The organism is Paracoccus jeotgali (assembly GCF_002865605.1).
Taxonomy (GTDB): domain Bacteria; phylum Pseudomonadota; class Alphaproteobacteria; order Rhodobacterales; family Rhodobacteraceae; genus Paracoccus; species Paracoccus jeotgali.
The window spans coordinates 2,030,392-2,046,827 of sequence record NZ_CP025583.1 but is presented as its reverse complement, the minus strand read 5'-3'; the positions used below and the strand labels follow the sequence as shown (position 1 = coordinate 2,046,827).

The 16,436-nt window shown below is 67.5% G+C and carries 21 protein-coding genes; 15 read left to right on the top strand and 6 right to left on the bottom strand.

Annotation, left to right across the window (positions count from 1 at the left end):
• Positions 1-59 precede the first annotated feature (59 nt).
• Together CYR75_RS10015 and CYR75_RS10010 are read right to left on the bottom strand one after the other, a co-directional pair.
• The gene (locus CYR75_RS10015) at positions 60-761 is read right to left on the bottom strand and encodes a response regulator (RefSeq protein WP_101499916.1); all 702 of its coding nucleotides are present in this window, start codon (positions 759-761) and stop codon (positions 60-62) included.
• Entirely contained in the window at positions 758-1,276 is a 519-nt protein-coding gene (locus tag CYR75_RS10010; RefSeq protein ID WP_225972673.1) for a MarR family winged helix-turn-helix transcriptional regulator, read from the bottom strand. The genes CYR75_RS10015 and CYR75_RS10010 overlap by 4 nt, the downstream gene beginning before the upstream one ends.
• Positions 1,277-1,422: 146 nt before the next feature.
• On the opposite strand from CYR75_RS10010, the gene CYR75_RS10005 reads away from it, so the two are divergent.
• The gene (locus CYR75_RS10005; RefSeq protein ID WP_101499915.1) at positions 1,423-2,289 is read left to right on the top strand and encodes a branched-chain amino acid aminotransferase; all 867 of its coding nucleotides are present in this window, start codon (positions 1,423-1,425) and stop codon (positions 2,287-2,289) included.
• A 64-nt stretch (positions 2,290-2,353) separates the two neighbouring features.
• The gene (locus tag CYR75_RS10000; RefSeq protein ID WP_101499914.1) at positions 2,354-3,469 is read left to right on the top strand and encodes an alkane 1-monooxygenase; all 1,116 of its coding nucleotides are present in this window, start codon (positions 2,354-2,356) and stop codon (positions 3,467-3,469) included.
• Between the two features lie 98 nt (positions 3,470-3,567).
• Here the strand turns inward: CYR75_RS10000 and CYR75_RS09995 are convergent, their stop codons facing one another.
• Positions 3,568-4,680: a site-specific DNA-methyltransferase gene (locus CYR75_RS09995; RefSeq protein WP_101499913.1), complete on the bottom strand. Its 1,113-nt coding sequence runs from the start codon at positions 4,678-4,680 to the stop codon at positions 3,568-3,570.
• Positions 4,681-4,770: 90 nt separating this feature from the next.
• Complete coding sequence (locus CYR75_RS09990; RefSeq protein WP_101499912.1) at positions 4,771-5,421, bottom strand: ribonuclease HII; 651 nt, start codon at positions 5,419-5,421, stop codon at positions 4,771-4,773.
• 223 nt (positions 5,422-5,644) lie between these two features.
• On the opposite strand from CYR75_RS09990, the gene CYR75_RS09985 reads away from it, so the two are divergent.
• From CYR75_RS09985 to CYR75_RS09975, 3 genes are all read left to right on the top strand, one after another.
• Entirely contained in the window at positions 5,645-6,397 is a 753-nt protein-coding gene (locus CYR75_RS09985; RefSeq protein ID WP_101499911.1) for a GntR family transcriptional regulator, read from the top strand.
• 51 nt (positions 6,398-6,448) lie between these two features.
• A complete protein-coding gene (locus CYR75_RS09980) occupies positions 6,449-7,729 on the top strand; it encodes a L,D-transpeptidase family protein (protein WP_225972672.1) in 1,281 nt (426 codons plus the stop codon).
• Positions 7,730-7,963: 234 nt separating this feature from the next.
• The gene (locus CYR75_RS09975; RefSeq protein WP_101499910.1) at positions 7,964-8,542 is read left to right on the top strand and encodes an extensin-like domain-containing protein; all 579 of its coding nucleotides are present in this window, start codon (positions 7,964-7,966) and stop codon (positions 8,540-8,542) included.
• An 8-nt stretch (positions 8,543-8,550) separates the two neighbouring features.
• Here CYR75_RS09975 and CYR75_RS09970 read toward each other — a convergent pair whose 3' ends face one another.
• The gene (locus CYR75_RS09970) at positions 8,551-9,279 is read right to left on the bottom strand and encodes a Crp/Fnr family transcriptional regulator (protein WP_101499909.1); all 729 of its coding nucleotides are present in this window, start codon (positions 9,277-9,279) and stop codon (positions 8,551-8,553) included.
• Positions 9,280-9,377: 98 nt separating this feature from the next.
• Entirely contained in the window at positions 9,378-10,694 is a 1,317-nt protein-coding gene (locus CYR75_RS09965) for a FliI/YscN family ATPase (protein WP_101500982.1), read from the bottom strand.
• Between the two features lie 109 nt (positions 10,695-10,803).
• On the opposite strand from CYR75_RS09965, the gene CYR75_RS09960 reads away from it, so the two are divergent.
• The 10 genes from CYR75_RS09960 to CYR75_RS09915 all read left to right on the top strand — a co-directional run bounded on the left by CYR75_RS09960 (position 10,804) and on the right by CYR75_RS09915 (position 16,390).
• The gene (locus CYR75_RS09960; RefSeq protein ID WP_101499908.1) at positions 10,804-11,190 is read left to right on the top strand and encodes a FlgB family protein; all 387 of its coding nucleotides are present in this window, start codon (positions 10,804-10,806) and stop codon (positions 11,188-11,190) included.
• 4 nt (positions 11,191-11,194) lie between these two features.
• Positions 11,195-11,587: a flagellar basal body rod protein FlgC gene (gene flgC / locus CYR75_RS09955; RefSeq protein WP_101499907.1), complete on the top strand. Its 393-nt coding sequence runs from the start codon at positions 11,195-11,197 to the stop codon at positions 11,585-11,587.
• Between the two features lie 11 nt (positions 11,588-11,598).
• The gene (locus tag CYR75_RS09950) at positions 11,599-11,877 is read left to right on the top strand and encodes a flagellar hook-basal body complex protein FliE (protein WP_101499906.1); all 279 of its coding nucleotides are present in this window, start codon (positions 11,599-11,601) and stop codon (positions 11,875-11,877) included.
• A gap of 1 nt (position 11,878) precedes the next feature.
• Positions 11,879-12,145, top strand: coding sequence for a flagellar biosynthetic protein FliQ (locus tag CYR75_RS09945; protein WP_101499905.1), 267 nt, complete (start codon positions 11,879-11,881; stop codon positions 12,143-12,145).
• A gap of 3 nt (positions 12,146-12,148) precedes the next feature.
• Positions 12,149-12,868 (top strand): flagellar hook-basal body complex protein, encoded by a 720-nt coding sequence (locus tag CYR75_RS09940; protein ID WP_101499904.1) that lies wholly within the window; start codon positions 12,149-12,151, stop codon positions 12,866-12,868.
• Positions 12,869-12,879: 11 nt separating this feature from the next.
• Positions 12,880-13,665 (top strand): flagellar basal-body rod protein FlgG, encoded by a 786-nt coding sequence (gene flgG, locus CYR75_RS09935; protein WP_101499903.1) that lies wholly within the window; start codon positions 12,880-12,882, stop codon positions 13,663-13,665.
• Positions 13,665-14,096: a flagellar basal body P-ring formation chaperone FlgA gene (flgA, locus tag CYR75_RS09930; RefSeq protein ID WP_101499902.1), complete on the top strand. Its 432-nt coding sequence runs from the start codon at positions 13,665-13,667 to the stop codon at positions 14,094-14,096. Before flgG ends, flgA begins: the two co-directional genes overlap by 1 nt.
• Positions 14,093-14,827: a flagellar basal body L-ring protein FlgH gene (gene flgH, locus CYR75_RS09925; protein WP_101499901.1), complete on the top strand. Its 735-nt coding sequence runs from the start codon at positions 14,093-14,095 to the stop codon at positions 14,825-14,827. Before flgA ends, flgH begins: the two co-directional genes overlap by 4 nt.
• Before the next feature lie 9 nt (positions 14,828-14,836).
• Positions 14,837-15,337 carry a flagellar basal body-associated FliL family protein gene (locus CYR75_RS09920; RefSeq protein ID WP_101499900.1) on the top strand — a complete coding sequence of 167 codons (501 nt, stop codon included), beginning with the start codon at positions 14,837-14,839 and terminating at the stop codon, positions 15,335-15,337.
• 108 nt (positions 15,338-15,445) lie between these two features.
• Positions 15,446-16,390 carry a glycosyltransferase gene (locus CYR75_RS09915; RefSeq protein ID WP_101499899.1) on the top strand — a complete coding sequence of 315 codons (945 nt, stop codon included), beginning with the start codon at positions 15,446-15,448 and terminating at the stop codon, positions 16,388-16,390.
• The last annotated feature ends 46 nt before the right edge of the window (positions 16,391-16,436 follow it).

Genomic DNA, 16,436 nt, shown 5'->3' with positions numbered 1-16,436 from the left:
CCGGGTGATCCCATAACGGCAGTCGGCTACAGCGCACGGGTAAGCCCCCCGCCGCGCCCCTAATCCGGCATCAGCAGATAGCCCGCGCCGCGCACGGTTTGTAGATAGCGCGGCTCCTTCGGGTCGGCCTCGATCTTGCGGCGCAGGCGGGTGATCTGGACGTCGATGGCGCGGTCCGAGATTTCGCCCTCATCCGCCGGGCCGCGACCCAGATCCTGAGTCAGATCGGCGCGGCTGACCGGCTCGCCCGGGGTTTCGGCCAGACGGCGCAGCAGCGCGGCCTCGGTCCCGGTCAGGTGGATATGGCCGTCGCCGTCCAGCAGTTCGCCGCGCTCGGTGTCATAGCGCAGATGTCCCAGCGTCATGTATTTCGGCACCACGGTCTGCGCCTGCGGAATCCGCCGCAGGATCGCCGAGATGCGCAGCAGCAACTCGCGCGGCTCGAAGGGCTTGGGCAGGTAATCGTCGGCGCCGGCCTCCAGTCCCGCGATCCGGTCCTCGGTCTCGCCGCGCGCGGTCAGCAGCAGGATCGGCGTCTGCATCCGGCGGCGCAGGTCGCGGGTCAGCGCGATCCCGTCCTCGCCGGGCATCATCACATCCAGCACGATCAGGTCGAATTCCAGCCCGCGCAGGATCTTGCGCGCATGGTCCGCATCGGTCGCGGTCGAGACCATATAGCCTTGCCGGACCAGAAACTTGCGCAGCAGGGCGCGGATGCGTTCATCGTCGTCGACGACAAGGATATGCGCGCTGTCGGTCATTCCGCCGCCTCGTCATGGCGGAACTCGCGGAAGCTGCGGGCGGTGTCCTCGTCCATCATCGCCTCCAGCACGGCGTGAAAACCGGCCACGGCATGCGGACCGGCGGCGCGATAGGCGGCGCGGACGCGGTCATGCTGCGGGCGCGACAGCCGGGTTTCCAGTTCTGCGCCGGCCTCGGTCAGGAACAGCAGACGCTCGCGCCGGTCGCGGCTGCCGATGCGTTGCTCGACTAACCCATCCTTCAGCAGCGCCCGCAAGACGCGGTTCAGCGACTGCTTGGTGACGCCCAGGATGTCGAGCAGGCTCGACACCGTCATGCCGGGGCGATGGGCGATGAAATGCAGCGCCCGGTGATGGGCGCGGCCGTAATCCATGGTCGCGAGGATCTGGTCCGGGTCGGCGGTAAAGGCGCGATAGGCAAAGAAGAACGCCTCGATCCCGCCGCGGATCTGCCGGTCGGTGGGGCCGGCGGTCAGGGTCGGTCCGGGCGCGGGCTGCATGGCAGGTCGGGTCATGGGGCCTCCGTCATTGCGGTCTCTTTTTACGTCAGCCTTGTTGACTTTCCAAGGATGAAAAGTTAGCGAATCGACGGTATCGCGCAATTAAAGACCATTAGATCAGGTCAGGGCGCAACAAAACGTATGGCTCAAGGGGCAGGACGATGGCGAATTTCGATCAGCGGGACGGCAAGATCTGGATGGACGGCGAGATGGTGGATTGGCGCGATGCGCAGGTCCACGTCCTGACCCACGCGCTGCATTACGCCTCGTCGGTGTTCGAGGGCGAGCGTTGCTATGGCGGCAAGATCTTCAAGGGCCATGAACACTCGCTGCGGCTGATCGAATCGGGGCGGCTGCTGGACATGCCGGTGCCGTGGTCGGCCGAGGAACTGGACGCAGCCAAGGCCGAGCTTTTGCAGGTGAACGGGCTGACCGACGCCTATCTGCGCGCGGTGGCGTTTCGCGGCGCGGGGCCGGATATGGGGGTCTCATCGGCACGCAACCCGATCCGGGTCGCCATCGCCGCCTGGGCCTGGGGCAGCTATTACGGCGACGCGAAATGGCAGGGCGCCAAGCTGGACATCAGCCGCTGGAAGCGTCCGGACCCCGAAACCATCCCCGCCGCCGCCAAGGCCGCCGGCCTCTACATGATCTGCACCATGTCCAAGCACGCGGCCGAGGCCAAGGGATGCTCGGACGCGCTGTTCTACGACTGGGAGGGCTATGTCGCAGAAGCCACCGGCGCGAACATCTTTTTCGTCAAGGATGGCGAGATCCACACCCCGCTGGCCGACCGTTTCCTGAACGGCATCACCCGTCAGAGCGTGATCCGGATGGCGGTCGAGATGGGCTTCAACGTCCATGAACGCCGCATCCGTCCGGACGAACTGGCCGGGTTCAGCGAATGCTGGCTGACCGGATCGGCGGCCGAGGTCACGCCGGTCGGGCAGATCGGCCCGCATGACTATCAGGTGGGCCAGATCACCCGCCAGATCGCGGAAGGCTATGACCGGCTGGTGCGGGCCTGACGCGGACGCGGGCAGGGCGTCTCGCCGCAGTTCCGTTGCCGCGAAACCGCGTCTATAAGGCGGCATGAGCTTTCGTCACGCCATGCCGTTCTGGATGTCGCTGGGGCTGGTGCCGCTGGCGGTGCTGGCTGCGGCATGGGGCGGCTGGTGGTGGGCGCTGATGCCGCTTTATGCGTGGTATCTGGTCACCGGGCTGGATGTGGTGCTGGGGCTGAACCTCGACAACCCCGACACCGAGGCGCCTGCCGATCTGTTCTGGTATCGCGCCGTCACCGTGATCTGGTGCCCGGTGCAGTTGGCGCTGATCTTCGGCGCGATCTTCTACGCCACCCGCTCGGGCCTTGGCGGCTGGGAAAAGCTGGGGCTGTTCTTTGGCATCGGCGTGGCCAGCGGCACCATCGGCATGGTCTACGCCCATGAACTGCTGCACCAGCGCCCGAAATGGGAGCGGTTTCTGGGCGATCTGCTGCTGGCCAGCACGCTCTATTCCCATTTCCGGACCGAGCATCTGCTGGTTCATCACGCCTGGGTCGGCACCCCCCGCGACGCGGTTTCGGCGCGGTATAACGAAGGCTTCCACCGCTTTTTCTGGCGCGTCCTGCGCCACGGCCCGCGCAGCGCCTGGCAGGCCGAGCGCAACCTGCTGGCCCGCGCCCGGCGTCCGGTCTGGGACCGGCGCAACCCGTTCTGGAAGTACGGGCTGCTGCAACTGGCAATGCTGGCGCTGGCGCTGCTGCTGGGGGGATGGCAGGGCCTGCTGCTGTTTCTGTGGCAGGCCTTCGTCGCGATCTGGCAGCTTGAACTGACGAATTACGTCGAGCATTACGGCCTGACCCGCCGTCATCTGGGCGAGGGGCGGTACGAACACGTCCTGCCACGGCATAGCTGGAACGCCTCGCACAAGGTCTCGAACTGGCTGCTGATCAACCTGCAGCGCCATTCCGACCACCATTACAAGCCCGACCGGCGCTTTCCGCTGTTGCAGACCTATCCCGAGACCGAGGCCCCGCAACTGCCCTTCGGCTATCCTGGCATGACCTTTCTGGCCATGATCCCGCCCCTGTGGCGGCGGCGGATGAACCCGCGCGTGCGGGCGTGGCGGCGGCAGTTCTATTCCGATATCGGCGACTGGCGGCCCTATGACCGGGGCGAGCTGCCGATGCCGCGCGGGGCGCTGTAGCGATGTGAAAAGGCCCTGCCATCGCAAGACGGCAGGGCAAGTGTGTCCGCGCCGAACGAGCCTGGCTGCCGGACATGGCGAAGGAAATTCGTGTCACATCAGTTCGGGCGCTCGTCCATCTCGTCGCGGATCTGCTGGCGCAGCGCGTCGATGGGGATCATCTTGCCCTCGCGCTTGAAGTGCCAATAGGTCCAGCCGTTGCAGGACGGCGCACCTTCCAGCCGCGCGCCCACCTGATGAATCGAGCCCTTGATCTGCCCGCCGGTCAGGCTGCCATCTGCGCGCACGCGGGCCTTGTGGCGATTGCCGGTCGAATACAGCTCTTCACCCGGCCGCAACATGCCGCGCTCGACCACCTGCCCAAACGGCACGCGCGGCTCGGCGCGCTTGCCGGTCGAGGTGGCCAGCGCCTCGGCATGCAGGCGGCGGATGCGGGCCATGCGCTTCGACGCGGCGTCGCGATAGCCGTCCTCACGCTCGATCCCGATGAAATCGCGGCCCAGCATCTTGGCGACCGCGCCGGTGGTGCCGGTGCCGAAGAACGGGTCCAGCACCACGTCGCCGGGGTTGGTGGTGCCGATCAGCACGCGATGCAGCAGCGCCTCGGGCTTTTGGGTCGGGTGGGCCTTGTCGCCGTGCTCGTCCTTCAGCCGCTCGCCGCCATTGCAGATCGGCAGCACCCAGTCCGAGCGCATCTGGATGCCCTCGTTCAGCGATTTCAGCGCCTCGTAGTTGAAGGTATATTTCGACGCTTCCGATTTCGAGCACCAGATCAGCGTCTCATGCGCGTTGGTCAGCCGCTTGCCGCGGAAATTCGGCATCGGGTTGGATTTCCGCCAGACGACGTCGTTGAGGATCCAGAACCCCTGATTCTGCAGCTCGGCGCCGACGCGGAAAATGTTGTGATAGCTGCCGATGACCCATAGCGCCCCGTTCGGCTTCAGCAGGCGGCGGGCGGCGGCCAGCCATTCGCGGGTGAACTGGTCATAGGCGGCAAAGCTGGAGAACTGGTCCCAATGGTCGTCGACGGCATCGACGCGGGAATTGTCGGGGCGGTGCAGGTCGCCGCGCAGCTGCAGGTTATAGGGCGGGTCGGCAAAGATCAGGTCAACGCTGGCTTCGGGCAGGGCGTTCATCACCTCGATGCAATCGCCGGCGAGGATCTGGTTAAGCGGTAGCGGTCGCGCGGACGCGTCATGTCTGGAAGTCATCTGTGCCTCATGCTCTGCCGGCTTGGTGCCGGTCTGGTATGTGGCAGATGATGAGTCACCAGCGAATCGCCGTCAATTTATTTATTTGAATCAACCGGTTGCGCTTGTGGCTTTACACAACATGTTGTGGACAGGCGCGAAGGAACGCCGATGATATGGGGTCACCCCCAACTCGACCAGCGCCCGGCGATGGGCCTGCGTCGGATAGCCGGCATTGCTCTCCCAGCCATAGCCGGGAAACTGTTGCGCCAAATCCACCATCAGCCTGTCGCGCGCGGTCTTGGCCAGAATCGAGGCCGCCGCGATGCTGACGGACCGCGCATCGCCGCGGATCACCGCCTGCCCCGACACCGTCAGGCCCTGCGGCAGCATATGCCCGTCGATCAGCGCGAAATCGGCGGGCCGGTGCAGCTGCGCCAGCGCCCGGCACATGGCCAGATGCGAGGCGCGCAGGATGTTCAGCCGGTCGATCTCGGCCGGCCAGACATGGACGACCGCGTAATCGGCGCAGGCGCGGATCTCGGCCGCGGCGGCGTGCCGTTGGCGGGCGGTCAGCTTTTTCGAATCGTTCACGCCCTGCGGCACATGGCCCGCGCGCAGCACCACCGCCGCCGCCGTCACCGGCCCCGCCAGCGGCCCGCGGCCGACCTCGTCCACGCCCGCAATGCGGAACGCGCCGGCCTGCTGCGCGGCGATCTCCAACGTGAAGTCGGGCAGGGGGCTGGGAAGGGCGTCTGGCATGGGCGGTCCTGTGGTCGCTGGCGGGCGGTGGATCGGCGCCTGTTTGCCGCCTGCGGGTCGATTAGGCAACGCAAGGCTGGCTTTCCGTGTTAATCCATACGATCTAGTTCAGTTACCACCCCGATGATTGAGAGAGACGCAACGGCACCACTGGAGCTTCGGACAGAATGGCTTACCTTTCGCGCTTTCCTCCCTGCCCCGAATCACGGAGTCTCATCGCGCCATGCTGATAGAACGGTCTGGTTCCTGGACGACAGAGACCGATCTGCGCCCCACGGGCGAGCAGGGCCGTCTGACATGGCAGGCAGTGCAGTCCGAGATCCTGCGCCGCATCCGCAGCGGCGAGTGGCGGCCCGGCCAGTTGATCCCGACCGAGAACCAGCTGGCCGAACGGCTGGGCTGCGCGCGTTCGACCGTGAACCGGGCGCTGAATGCGCTGGCCGGCGACGGCATCGTGCATCGCCGCCGGCGCGTCGGCACGCGGGTCGCGGACCATGCGCTGAGCGATGGCTGCCACAAGCTGACCACCATGCGCGAAGAGGTCGAGCGCACCGGCGCCCGCTTTGGCTATCGCCTGCTAAGCCAGCGCGTCGTCCCCGCGCCCGAGGCGGTGGCCACGCAGATGCACCTGCCGCCCGCGCAGCCGCTGACCCGCTATGCGGCGCAGGCGCTGGCCAATGACGCGCCCTATTGCTTCATGACCGGCTATCTGCCGCAACTGCCGGGCCTGCGGCTGACCGACGAGATGCTGAGCCAGGCCGAGCCGCTGGAATGGATGATCCGCCGGCTGACCCATGTCTCGACCCGGATCGAGGTTCTGGCCGCGCGGCTGAACAGCGAATCGGCCGAGGCGCTGTCGGCCGAGCGCGACCAGCCGGTGCTGGCGGTCGAACGCACGGTCTGGACCGCCGGGCGGGCGCTGTCCTATTCGCGCAGAGTTTATCCGCCGGGGCACCGCTTCGCTCTTGCGCCTTGAGCGGGCTTGGGCCAACGCCGTGACAGACGCCATTCACCCGCAGGAGCCCTGATGATGACCGCCACCTCTCGACCTGCCCCCCGGGCGCTGCTGGTCCTGCTGCTGGTGGCCGCCATGGCCCTTGGCGCACCTCGGCCGGCACAGGCCGCGCCGATCACCGCCGAGGCGATTGAAACGGCGGACTATTCCGGCGGGCCGCTGCCGTCGGGGCAATCCGCGCTGACCGCCAAGGTGCAGATCATGCTGGATCGCTCGGGCATCTCGCCAGGCGTGATCGACGGGATCGCGGGCGGGATGAGCCGCAGCGCCATCGCCGCCTTCGAGCGGCGCAGCGGTCTGCCCGCCGATGGCGAGATGGACATGCAGGTCTGGCAGGCGCTGCAGGCCCATGCCGGGCGTGCGATGACGGTCGAATACACCGTCACCGCCGAGGATGCCGCGAATCTGACCACGCATATTCCGTCGGATTACGTGGAAAAGGCCAATATGACGACGCTGGGTTACACCAGCATCGCCGAAAAGCTGGGCGAGCGGTTCCACATGGACGAACGCTTCCTCGCCGCGCTGAACCCCGGCGTCGAACTGGCCGAGGGCGTCACCATCACCGTGATCGCGCCCGCCAAGCCGTTGACCGGCCGCGTGACGCGGATTCTGGTCGAAAAGGCCACCAACCGCGTCGCGGGCTTTGACGCGAGCGGTCACATGGTGGTGAATTATCCGGCGACCATCGGCTCGGCGCAGACCCCGTCGCCCAGCGGGACGCACAAGGTCCGCACCGTCGCGATGAACCCGGAATATACCTATAACCCCTCGATCAATTTCACCCAGGGCGAGAATAAATCGGTTCTGACCCTGCCGCCCGGCCCGAATGGGCCGGTGGGGACGGTGTGGATCGCGCTCAGCAAGCCCACCTATGGGCTGCACGGGACGCCCACGCCCTCGCGCCTCTTCGTCAGCGAATCGCATGGCTGCGTGCGGCTGACGAATTGGGATGCCGAGGAACTGGCGCATATGGTGCAGCCGGGCGAGACCTCGGTCGAGTTTCTGGAAAAGGACCAGTCCATCGCCAGCGTGATGGGCGAGACATCCCCCGCCCCGATCGCCGGTCAGGCGGCAGGCACGGCGGACCGGGGGTCGCTGACGCTGACCGCCACGCGTGCGCCCCTGCCGCGCCCGGTGGGGCTGACGGGCGGCCCGACCGACCCGCTGGCAGCGGCGGTCGAGCAGGCGACGGACCTGCCGGTGGTGGCGGTCGAGCCGGAACCGGCGGCAACTCAGCCCACCCCTGCGGCCAACGCCACCTCGCGGCCGCAGATCAACCACGGACGCTGACCGGTGGCGCGACTGGCGCTGACGGTGCTGCTGGGCGCACTGGGGGTGAACGTGGCGGTTTGGGCGCAAGAGGTCGGTGAGCCCGCGCGACCGCCTCGGGCAGAGCAGAAGGCGACGTCGGGGCTAGCCGCTCGCCCGCTCGCCCGTCCCGAGGTTGCAAACTCGGCGGTTCAACCGGCAGACAGTCCCGCCGCTGTGGTAGAGGCCGCAGCACCGGAACCCGCGACACCGCCAATGCCACCAGCCCTCGCGCAGGCGGAGTTCGCAGTCTGCCGCCTAGCCCTTCACGCGCTCGGCGTCCGCTTCCAGCCGCAACCGCCGATCGCCTCTGACACTGACCCGGCCTGCGGCATCGTGCGGCCGGTCCTGCTGACCGATCTTGGCGCAGGCGTGGCCGTCGACGGTGCACCCGTCACGACCTGCCAGACCGCCCTGCGCCTCGCGCTCTGGCTGCGCCGAGAAGTTGCGCCCGCCGCCGCGGCCCTGCCCGGCGCGCCGAGGGTCGAGCGAATCGCGACCGGCCCCGGCTATCAATGCCGCGAGCGGGTCGGCGACGGCAGCGCGAAACTATCTGAACACGCCACAGGCGCGGCCATCGACATCACGGGCTTCGGTTTCAGCGATGGCAGCCGGATCGACATCGCGTCCCGCGAGGCCGAGGGCAGCATGGCGGAAGCGTTTCAAAAAGCGGTGCGCCATGGCGCCTGCCTCTATTTCACCACGGTTCTGGGACCGGGATCGAACGCGGCGCATGACACGCACCTGCATTTCGACAGCGCCGCGCGCAAGGGCGGCTGGCGCATCTGCGAATGACGCACCGTCTATCGGTGCAGCTTGTTCAGATCCAGATAGGCTGAATCGAACCGCGCCAGCGTGCTCAGCCGGTCCCAGTCGAGAATCCGGATCTCGGCCCCCGACCAGCGCAGCAGCCCCCGCTCGCGCAGATCGCGCACGGCGCGGTTGATGTGGATGGGCGAATAGCCAAGGATGCAGGCCAGATCGCGCTGCAAAAGCGGCAGCGCAAAACTCAGATCGCGCGCCGCCCCGACCGAGCGCAGCCGGACATAGATCTCGCACAGCAGATGGGCCAGATGCGCGCTCGACCGCAGCGAGGCTGCCGCGACCAGCCATTGCCGGTGGATCGCCGCGTCGATGGCGGTCGACATCCATAACAGCCGGGTCAGATGCGGCCATTCGCGGGTCAGCTCGCGCAGCACGTCATGGGAGACGAACTCGACCTCGGCCGGGCCCTGCGCCACGACGCAATGCTCCAGCCCCGCCAGCACGAAGCCGTGCAGATCGACGAAATCCCCCGGCACATGCAGCGCCGTGATGACCCGGTCGCGGTTGCTGAGCAGGTTGTGGACGCGCGCCGACATGCCCGCGATCATCAGGCAGCTTTCCGTCACCAGCGCCTCTTGCGCGACGATGACGCCGCCGCTGTCGAACCGCACGCGGCGCGTCGGCAGCGAGAGCAGACGGTTTCGTTCGGCCGCACTCAGCGCGTCACGACATTCCAGATAGCGGATGAAGAATTCGGACAAAGCCACGGCAATTCCTTGAAGTGGAATGAAAAGTCACCCTGGTCCGGGGCTTTGGAAGATATCGCCGCTCAACCTCCGGCAGCGGCGTTGGTTCCGTGACCGCCTCACCGTACCGCCGCCGGCCGATGCCCGCGCAGGGCCTGCGTCAGCATCGCAAAGCTGGCGCTTGCGCCCTGCGGGCTGTCCTGCGCGACAAAGGCATCGAGCGCCGGGTAAAGCCGCACCGCCTCGTCCAGTTGCGGGTCGCTGCCTGTCGCATAGAGACCCGCCTTGATCATCAATTCCGACTCGGCATAGCTGCCAAGGGCCGCCCGCGCGCGTCCGATCAGCGCATTTTCCGCAGCACTCGCCGCCTGCGGCAGCGAACGTGAGACCGAGCGTAGCACATCCACTGCCGGAAAGCGCCCGCGTTCGGCGATGGCGCGGTCCAGAACAACGTGACCGTCCAGCACGCCGCGCAGAATATCGGCAATCGGCTCGTCCATATCCGATCCCGCCACCAGAACGCTGAAGATCCCGGTGATATCGCCCGCGCCCTCGGGGCCGGGCCCGGCGCGCTCGGCCAGCGACATGATCAGATGCGAGGTCGAGGGCGGAAAGCCGCGATCCGAGGCGCTTTCGCCGCCGGTCAGCGCGATCTCGCGATGCGCTTCGGCAAAGCGGGTGATCGAATCGGCCAGAAACAGGACATGCTGGCCGTTGTCGCGAAAATGCTCGGCCACCGCCATGGCGGCCCAGGCGCAGCGACGGCGAATCAGCGGCGACTGGTCCGAGGTCGCAGCGACGACAATGGCGCGCGCCATGCCTTCGGGGCCAAGGACGTTTTCGACGAACTCCCGCAGCTCGCGCCCGCGTTCGCCGATCAGCGCGATGACGACTAGATCCGCCTCGACCCCCCGCGACAGCTTTGACAGCAGCGTCGATTTGCCGACCCCTGACCCGGCAAAAAGACCGATTCGCTGCCCCCGCACGATGGGCAGCAGCGTGTCGAAGACCGCAAGCCCCGTATCCAGCCGCTGCCCCAGCCGTCGCCGCGTGACGGCGGGCGGGGCGGGTGCCGTAAAGCTGCGCTCGGCCCCGCCATGGGGCAGGGGCAGCCCGTCCAGCGGCCGCCCGAAGGGGTCGACGATGCGCCCGATCCAAGCCGCGCAGGGCGCCAGACGCGGCGCGAACAGCAGCTCGACCTCGGCCCCGATGGCGAGACCGTCGACGGCCGATTCTGCCACGATATCAGCGGTCTGCGGCCCAAGCGCCACGATCTCTCCTGTCAGGTTGCGTGGCGCCGACAGCAGCACGCGGTCGCCGATGCTGGCATGGGTGTTCAGCCCGCTGACCCGGACCAGCCCGGCCCGGATCTCGGCCACGCGCCCGAAATGACGTGTGGGCCGCAGGGTTTCGATCCGCCGTGCGATTGATGCGATGCTATCCAAACTTTCCCCCTGATCCCGCCGCGGAAAATCTGCGGCTCGAAACGGTTTCTAAACCAAATGGGGTTAAGACCCGGTTTATCGCAGCAGAGGAGAAGCCTCTATGTTGGACGGGCTAGAGACGATACGCATGGCGCGCGCCATGACCGCCCATGCGGCGGAACGCACAAAGGTGATCGCAGGCAATGTCGCCAATGCCGACACGCCGGGCTTTCGGGCCCGCGACCTGCAGCCGTTTTCCGAAACTTACCGAAGGGCCGCCGGCGACGCCTTGCGGGCGACCCGCGCAGGGCATCTGGACGCGCGCGGCGGCGCGGCCTCGGTGCGGATCGCCGAGGATCAGGGGGGGCGGGCGCCGAACGGCAACTCGGTCTCGCTCGAGGATGAGATGGTCCGCACCGCCGAGGCCAAGCGTCAGCACGACCTGTCGCTGGCGGTCTATCGGTCCTCGCTGAACATGCTGCGCTCGGCCATCGGACGGAAGGGCTGACGCGATGGAGGGTCCGGTTACCGCCACCCGCATCGCGGCCTTTGGTATGCGGGCGCAGGCCGATCGGCTGCGCCATGTCTCGGAGAACATCGCCAATGCCGACACGCCCGGCTATCGGCGCAAGCTGGTCAGCTTTGATGCGGTGATGGAGCGGGGGCGGCCGAGCGGGCTTGTCACCGCCTCGCAGCCGCGTCTCGACCGCAGCGAACTGCCCGAGATCCACGATCCCGCGCATCCCATGGCCGACGAGCGCGGCTTCTATCGCGGCTCGAACGTCGATCTGGTCACCGAAATGGCCGACGCCCGCGAGGCCGGCCGCAGTTACGAGGCCAATCTGCGCATCTTCGAGCAGTCGCGGCAGATGTCCGCCTCGCTTCTCGATCTGCTGCGCCGTTGAAAGGAGATATCATGATTTCTGCCAGCAATGCCGTGTCCGCCTATCTGCGCGCCACCCAGGCCGCGACCCCGCAGCCCCAGGCCGAAACCGGGTTCAGCCAGGCCGCGCAGAGCTTTGAAAAGCTGATGAACGCGGCCGATACGGACGCAGTCGGCGCGATGTCGGGCACCACCGAGACGCATCAGCTTGTCCAGTCGCTGAGCGAGGCCGAACTCGCGCTCGATACCGTTGTCGCGATCCGTGACAAGGTGGTCGAGGCGTATCAGGAAATCCTGCGGATGCCGGCCTGACATGGATGAGAACCTGATCTTCGACCTCGTCCGGCAGGCGCTGTGGATCGCGGTGCGGATGTCGGCGCCCCTGCTGGCGGTGGCGCTGATGACCGGCGTGCTGATCGGCCTCTTTCAGGCGCTGACCTCGGTGCAGGAGATGACGCTGACCTTCGTGCCCAAGGTCGGGCTGATGCTGGCGGTGTTCTGGGTCTCGATGAGCTTCATGACCGCGATCCTGTCGAGCTTCTTCACCGACGCGATCATCCCGCTGGTCGGGGGCGGCTGAGACATGGACAACGCCATCTATGCCAGCCTGACCCGCCAATCCGGTCTCATGCGCGAGATGCGGGTCATCGCCAACAACATCGCCAATGCCGAGACCAACGGCTATCGTCGCGAGGGGGTGATCTTCTCGGAATATCTGACCGCGACCGGCGACGGGCGAGAGGGGCTGTCGATGGCCCATGCCCGCGGCCGTCTGCTCGATCTGGGACAGGCGGGGATCTCGCAGACCGGCGGCACCTATGATCTGGCCATCGACGGGTCCGGGTTTTTCGCCCTCCAGACACCCGAGGGCACCCGACTGACCCGTGCCGGCGCGTTCCTCGTCTCGGCCGAGGGCGAATTGATGACCGCCGCCGGCCATCGGCTGCTGGATGAGGGGCTGGCGCCGATCGCGGTGCCGCCGGGGGCAAGACAGGTCGCCGTCGGGGCCGACGGCACGCTGTCGGCCGATGGCGAAGCCTTCGGTCGCGTCGGCGTCTTCGCCACGCCCGACCCCGCGACCATGCTGCGCAGCGGCGGCACGATGTTCACCGCCGACGAGGCCGCTCTGGCCCCGGCCGAGGATGCCCGCGTGCAGCAAGGCTTTCTCGAGGATTCGAACGTCGACCCCATCGCCGAGATCAGCCGCATGATCGAGGTCCAACGCGCCTACGAGATGGGCGCCAACCTGCTCGACCGCGAGGACCGTCGCATCCGCGACGCCATCACGGCCCTGACCCGCTGAATGGAGAAACCATGAAAGCCTTGCAAATCGCTGCCACCGGGATGAGTGCCCAGCAGACCCGCGTCGAGGTGATCTCGAACAACCTCGCGAACATGTCCACCACCGGCTATAACGCCCGCCGCGCCGAATTCGCCGATCTGCATTACCAGCAGGCGATGCGTCCGGGCACGATTTCCGCCTCGGACGGCACGGTGATTCCTGCCGGCATCCAGCTGGGCTTGGGCGCGCGTCCCACCGCCGTCACCGTCAACATCGCCCAAGGCTCGCTGACCTCGACCGGCGGCGATCTGGACGTAGCCATCGACGGGCATGGCTATCTGGAGGTTACGATGCCGTCGGGCCTGCCCGCCTATACCCGCGACGGTGCGCTGAAACGCTCGGCGGATGGGCAGATCGTGACCTCTGACGGCTTTGCTGTTGCGCCCGGCATCACCATCCCCGAGGAGACCCGCAGCATCTCGATCAACGCGGCCGGCGAGGTCTATGCCTATTTCGGCGATCAGGTCGAGCCCGAGATGCTGGGGCAACTGACGCTGGCCGGGTTCAGCAACGAGAAAGGCCTCGAGGCGATCGGCTCGAACCTGTTTCTGGAAACCAACGCCTCGGGCGCGGCCATGGTGGCGACGCCGGGGCAAGAGGGGCTGGGGACGCTGCGGCAGGGCTATCTCGAGGACAGCTCGGTCGATCCGGTGCGCGAGATCACCGAGTTGATCAAGGCGCAGCGCGGCTATGAACTGAATGCCAAGGTCATCACCGCCGCCGACCAGATCCTTGGCGCCACCGTGCAGGTGCGGTGATGCGCGGGCTTCTGATCCTGCTGATCGCGCTGCTGCCCGGGGCGTCCGGCGCGGCCATCGTGGCGACCCGGAACCTGCAGGCCGGCACCGTCATCGCCCCCGACGATCTGACCTGGGACGAGGGCGCCCATGGCGGCATCACCGACCCGGCGCAGGCAGTGGGGATGCAGACGCGAATGGCCATCTATCAAGGGCGTCCCGTCACCGCCGGCGCCCTGCGCGCGCCGGTGCTGGTCTCGCGCAACCAGCTTGTCCGCATCGCCTTCGACGCCGGCGCCCTGCGCATCGAGACCGAAGGCCGGGCGCTTGGTGAAGGCGCGGCGGGCGACGTCATCCGGGTCATGAACCTCGGCTCGCGCAGCACGATTACCGCCCTTGTCCGCGACGACGGCACCCTGGTCGCAACCTCGAGCCCGACGGAGAACAAATGAACACCCGCATCGCTTTTCTCGCCGCGGTCACGCTGCTCGCGCTCGGCGCCTGCAACCGGACCGACCATCTTGGCCGCCCCCCCACCATGTCCGAGCCGCAGAGCACCCCGGAGTTCGAGGCCATGACCTCGCCCGAACTCTTCCTGCCCAAGACCCCGCAGCGCCCCGAGGCCGGGGCCTCGCTGTGGGCGGGCGAGCAAAGCTCGCTGGTGCGCGACCGGCGGGCGGCCACGCGCGGCGATATCCTGACCGTGGTGATCGAGATCGACGACAAGGCCGAGATCTCGAACAGCTCGAACCGCTCGCGCTCGGCGAAGGATGACGTCTCGATCCCGCAGATGGGCGGGTTGTCGCAAAGCCTGACCCGGCGGATGCCGACGGGCGCTTCGATGGACGATCTGGCCGACGCCAAATCCTCGTCGAGCTACAAGGGTGCGGGGCAGGTCTCGCGGCGCGACAAGATGACCCTGCGCGTCGCTGCCACCGTCATCGACCGGCTGCCCAACGGGACGCTGCATATCCAGGGCAGCCAAGAGGTGCGCGTGAATTTCGAGATGCGCGAGCTGCTGGTCTCGGGCTTCGTCCGGCCCGGCGATATCGGGCGCAACAACGAGGTCGCCTATGACCGGATCGCCGGGGCGCGGATTTCCTATGGCGGGCGCGGGCAGATCATGGACGTCCAGCAGCCGCGCTATGGTCAGCAACTCGCTGACATCATCCTGCCCTACTGACGGAGCCACATGATGCGCGCGAGGTTGATCCAGGCGGTTCTGATCCTGTTGGCGGGCGTGGGCGGTCTCGTGGCTGGGGACTGGTTGCGGCCCGCCCCCGAGCCGAGCGAGGCCGAGACCGCCGAAGGGGCGGATCCCGGCCACGAGGCGCCGCCCGTCGCGACAGCCGAGGGCAAGGCTGCGCCCTCGGCCTATTTCCGCTTTCCGTCGCAGTTCTTCATCCCGGTCATGCATGGCGACCGGCTGCAGGGCATGATGGTGCTGACGCTGACACTGGAAATGCCCGCCGAGCGGCAGGAGGAGGTGTTCCGGCAGGAGTTCCGGCTGCGCGACGCGCTGCTCGGCACGCTGTTGATCCAGGCCAATACCGGCGGCTTCGACGGCAACTACACCATCGAGCCGCGGATGCGCCGACTGCGCGAGGCGCTGGTCGCGGCGGCGGTGCAGGCCAGCGGCGGCATCGTCACCGATGTGTTGATCGAGGATATCGCGCGGCAGGATTCAGCGTAAACGCGGCACCAGCCCTCCGCCCCTGGCCGCATCGCCACCGCTTGCAGCCCGCGCCCTGCTGGGGCATCAGCCGGTATCAGCTTTCAGGAGACTGGTTTGCCACGGGTGATGATCGGGTTGGGCCTGTTTCAGGGGGCGCGTCATCTGGACGCGCAACTGGACAGCATCGCGGCGCAGGATCATCGCGACTGGCGGCTGGTGGTGTCGGACGATGGCTCGACCGATGACGGACCGGAGATCGTTCGCCGCTTCGCCGCACGCTTTCCCCCCGGTCAGGTCCAGCTGATCGCCGGCCCGGCGGGCGGGGCCACGCGGAATTTCCTGTCGATGATGGCGCTGCCCGAGCCGGGCGAGTATCTCTCGCTGGCCGATCAGGACGATGTCTGGCGGCCCGACAAGCTGTCGCGGGCGCTGATGGCGCTGACGGCGCGTCCCGGCGCCGGGATCTATGCCGCCCGGACCACGATTTGCGACCATGATCTGCGGCCGCTGGCGCCCTCGCGCCCGATGCCGGGGCCGTTCGGCTTTCGCAATGCGCTGGTGCAGGCAGTGACGGCGGGCAATACCTGCGTGCTGCCGCCCCATGCCGTCGTGCTCGCGCGCTCCTGCGCGGGGCCGGCGATCGAGGCTGGCATCGAATCGCATGACTGGTGGCTCTATCAGATCATCTCGGGCGCGGGGCTGGAGGTGGTGCGCGACGACGCACAGGTGCTGCTTTATCGCCAGCACCCGGCCAATCTGAAGGGCCGCAACGACAGCCTGCGGGCGATGGGCGCGCGGCTGGGTCAGCTTTTCGCTGGCGATTACGGGCGCTGGCTGCAGGCCAATCTTGCCGCGCTGAGCGCCGTTGCCGACGCGCTGACCCCGGAAAACCGTCGGATTTTCGCGCAGTTCGACGCCGCCCTGTCGCAGCCCGGCTGGCGCGCCGCCGGCAGCATGGCGCGGATCGGGCTTTACCGGCAGACGCGCCCCGGCAACGCCGCGCTCTATCTGGCGGCGCTGGCCGGGCGGCTGCGGCGGGCGCCGGCGGACCGCGAGGCTTTGTCCGGTTGACGCAAGCGGGGTTTCGGCCATAACCCTCGGGCAACCCTGTCCGCCC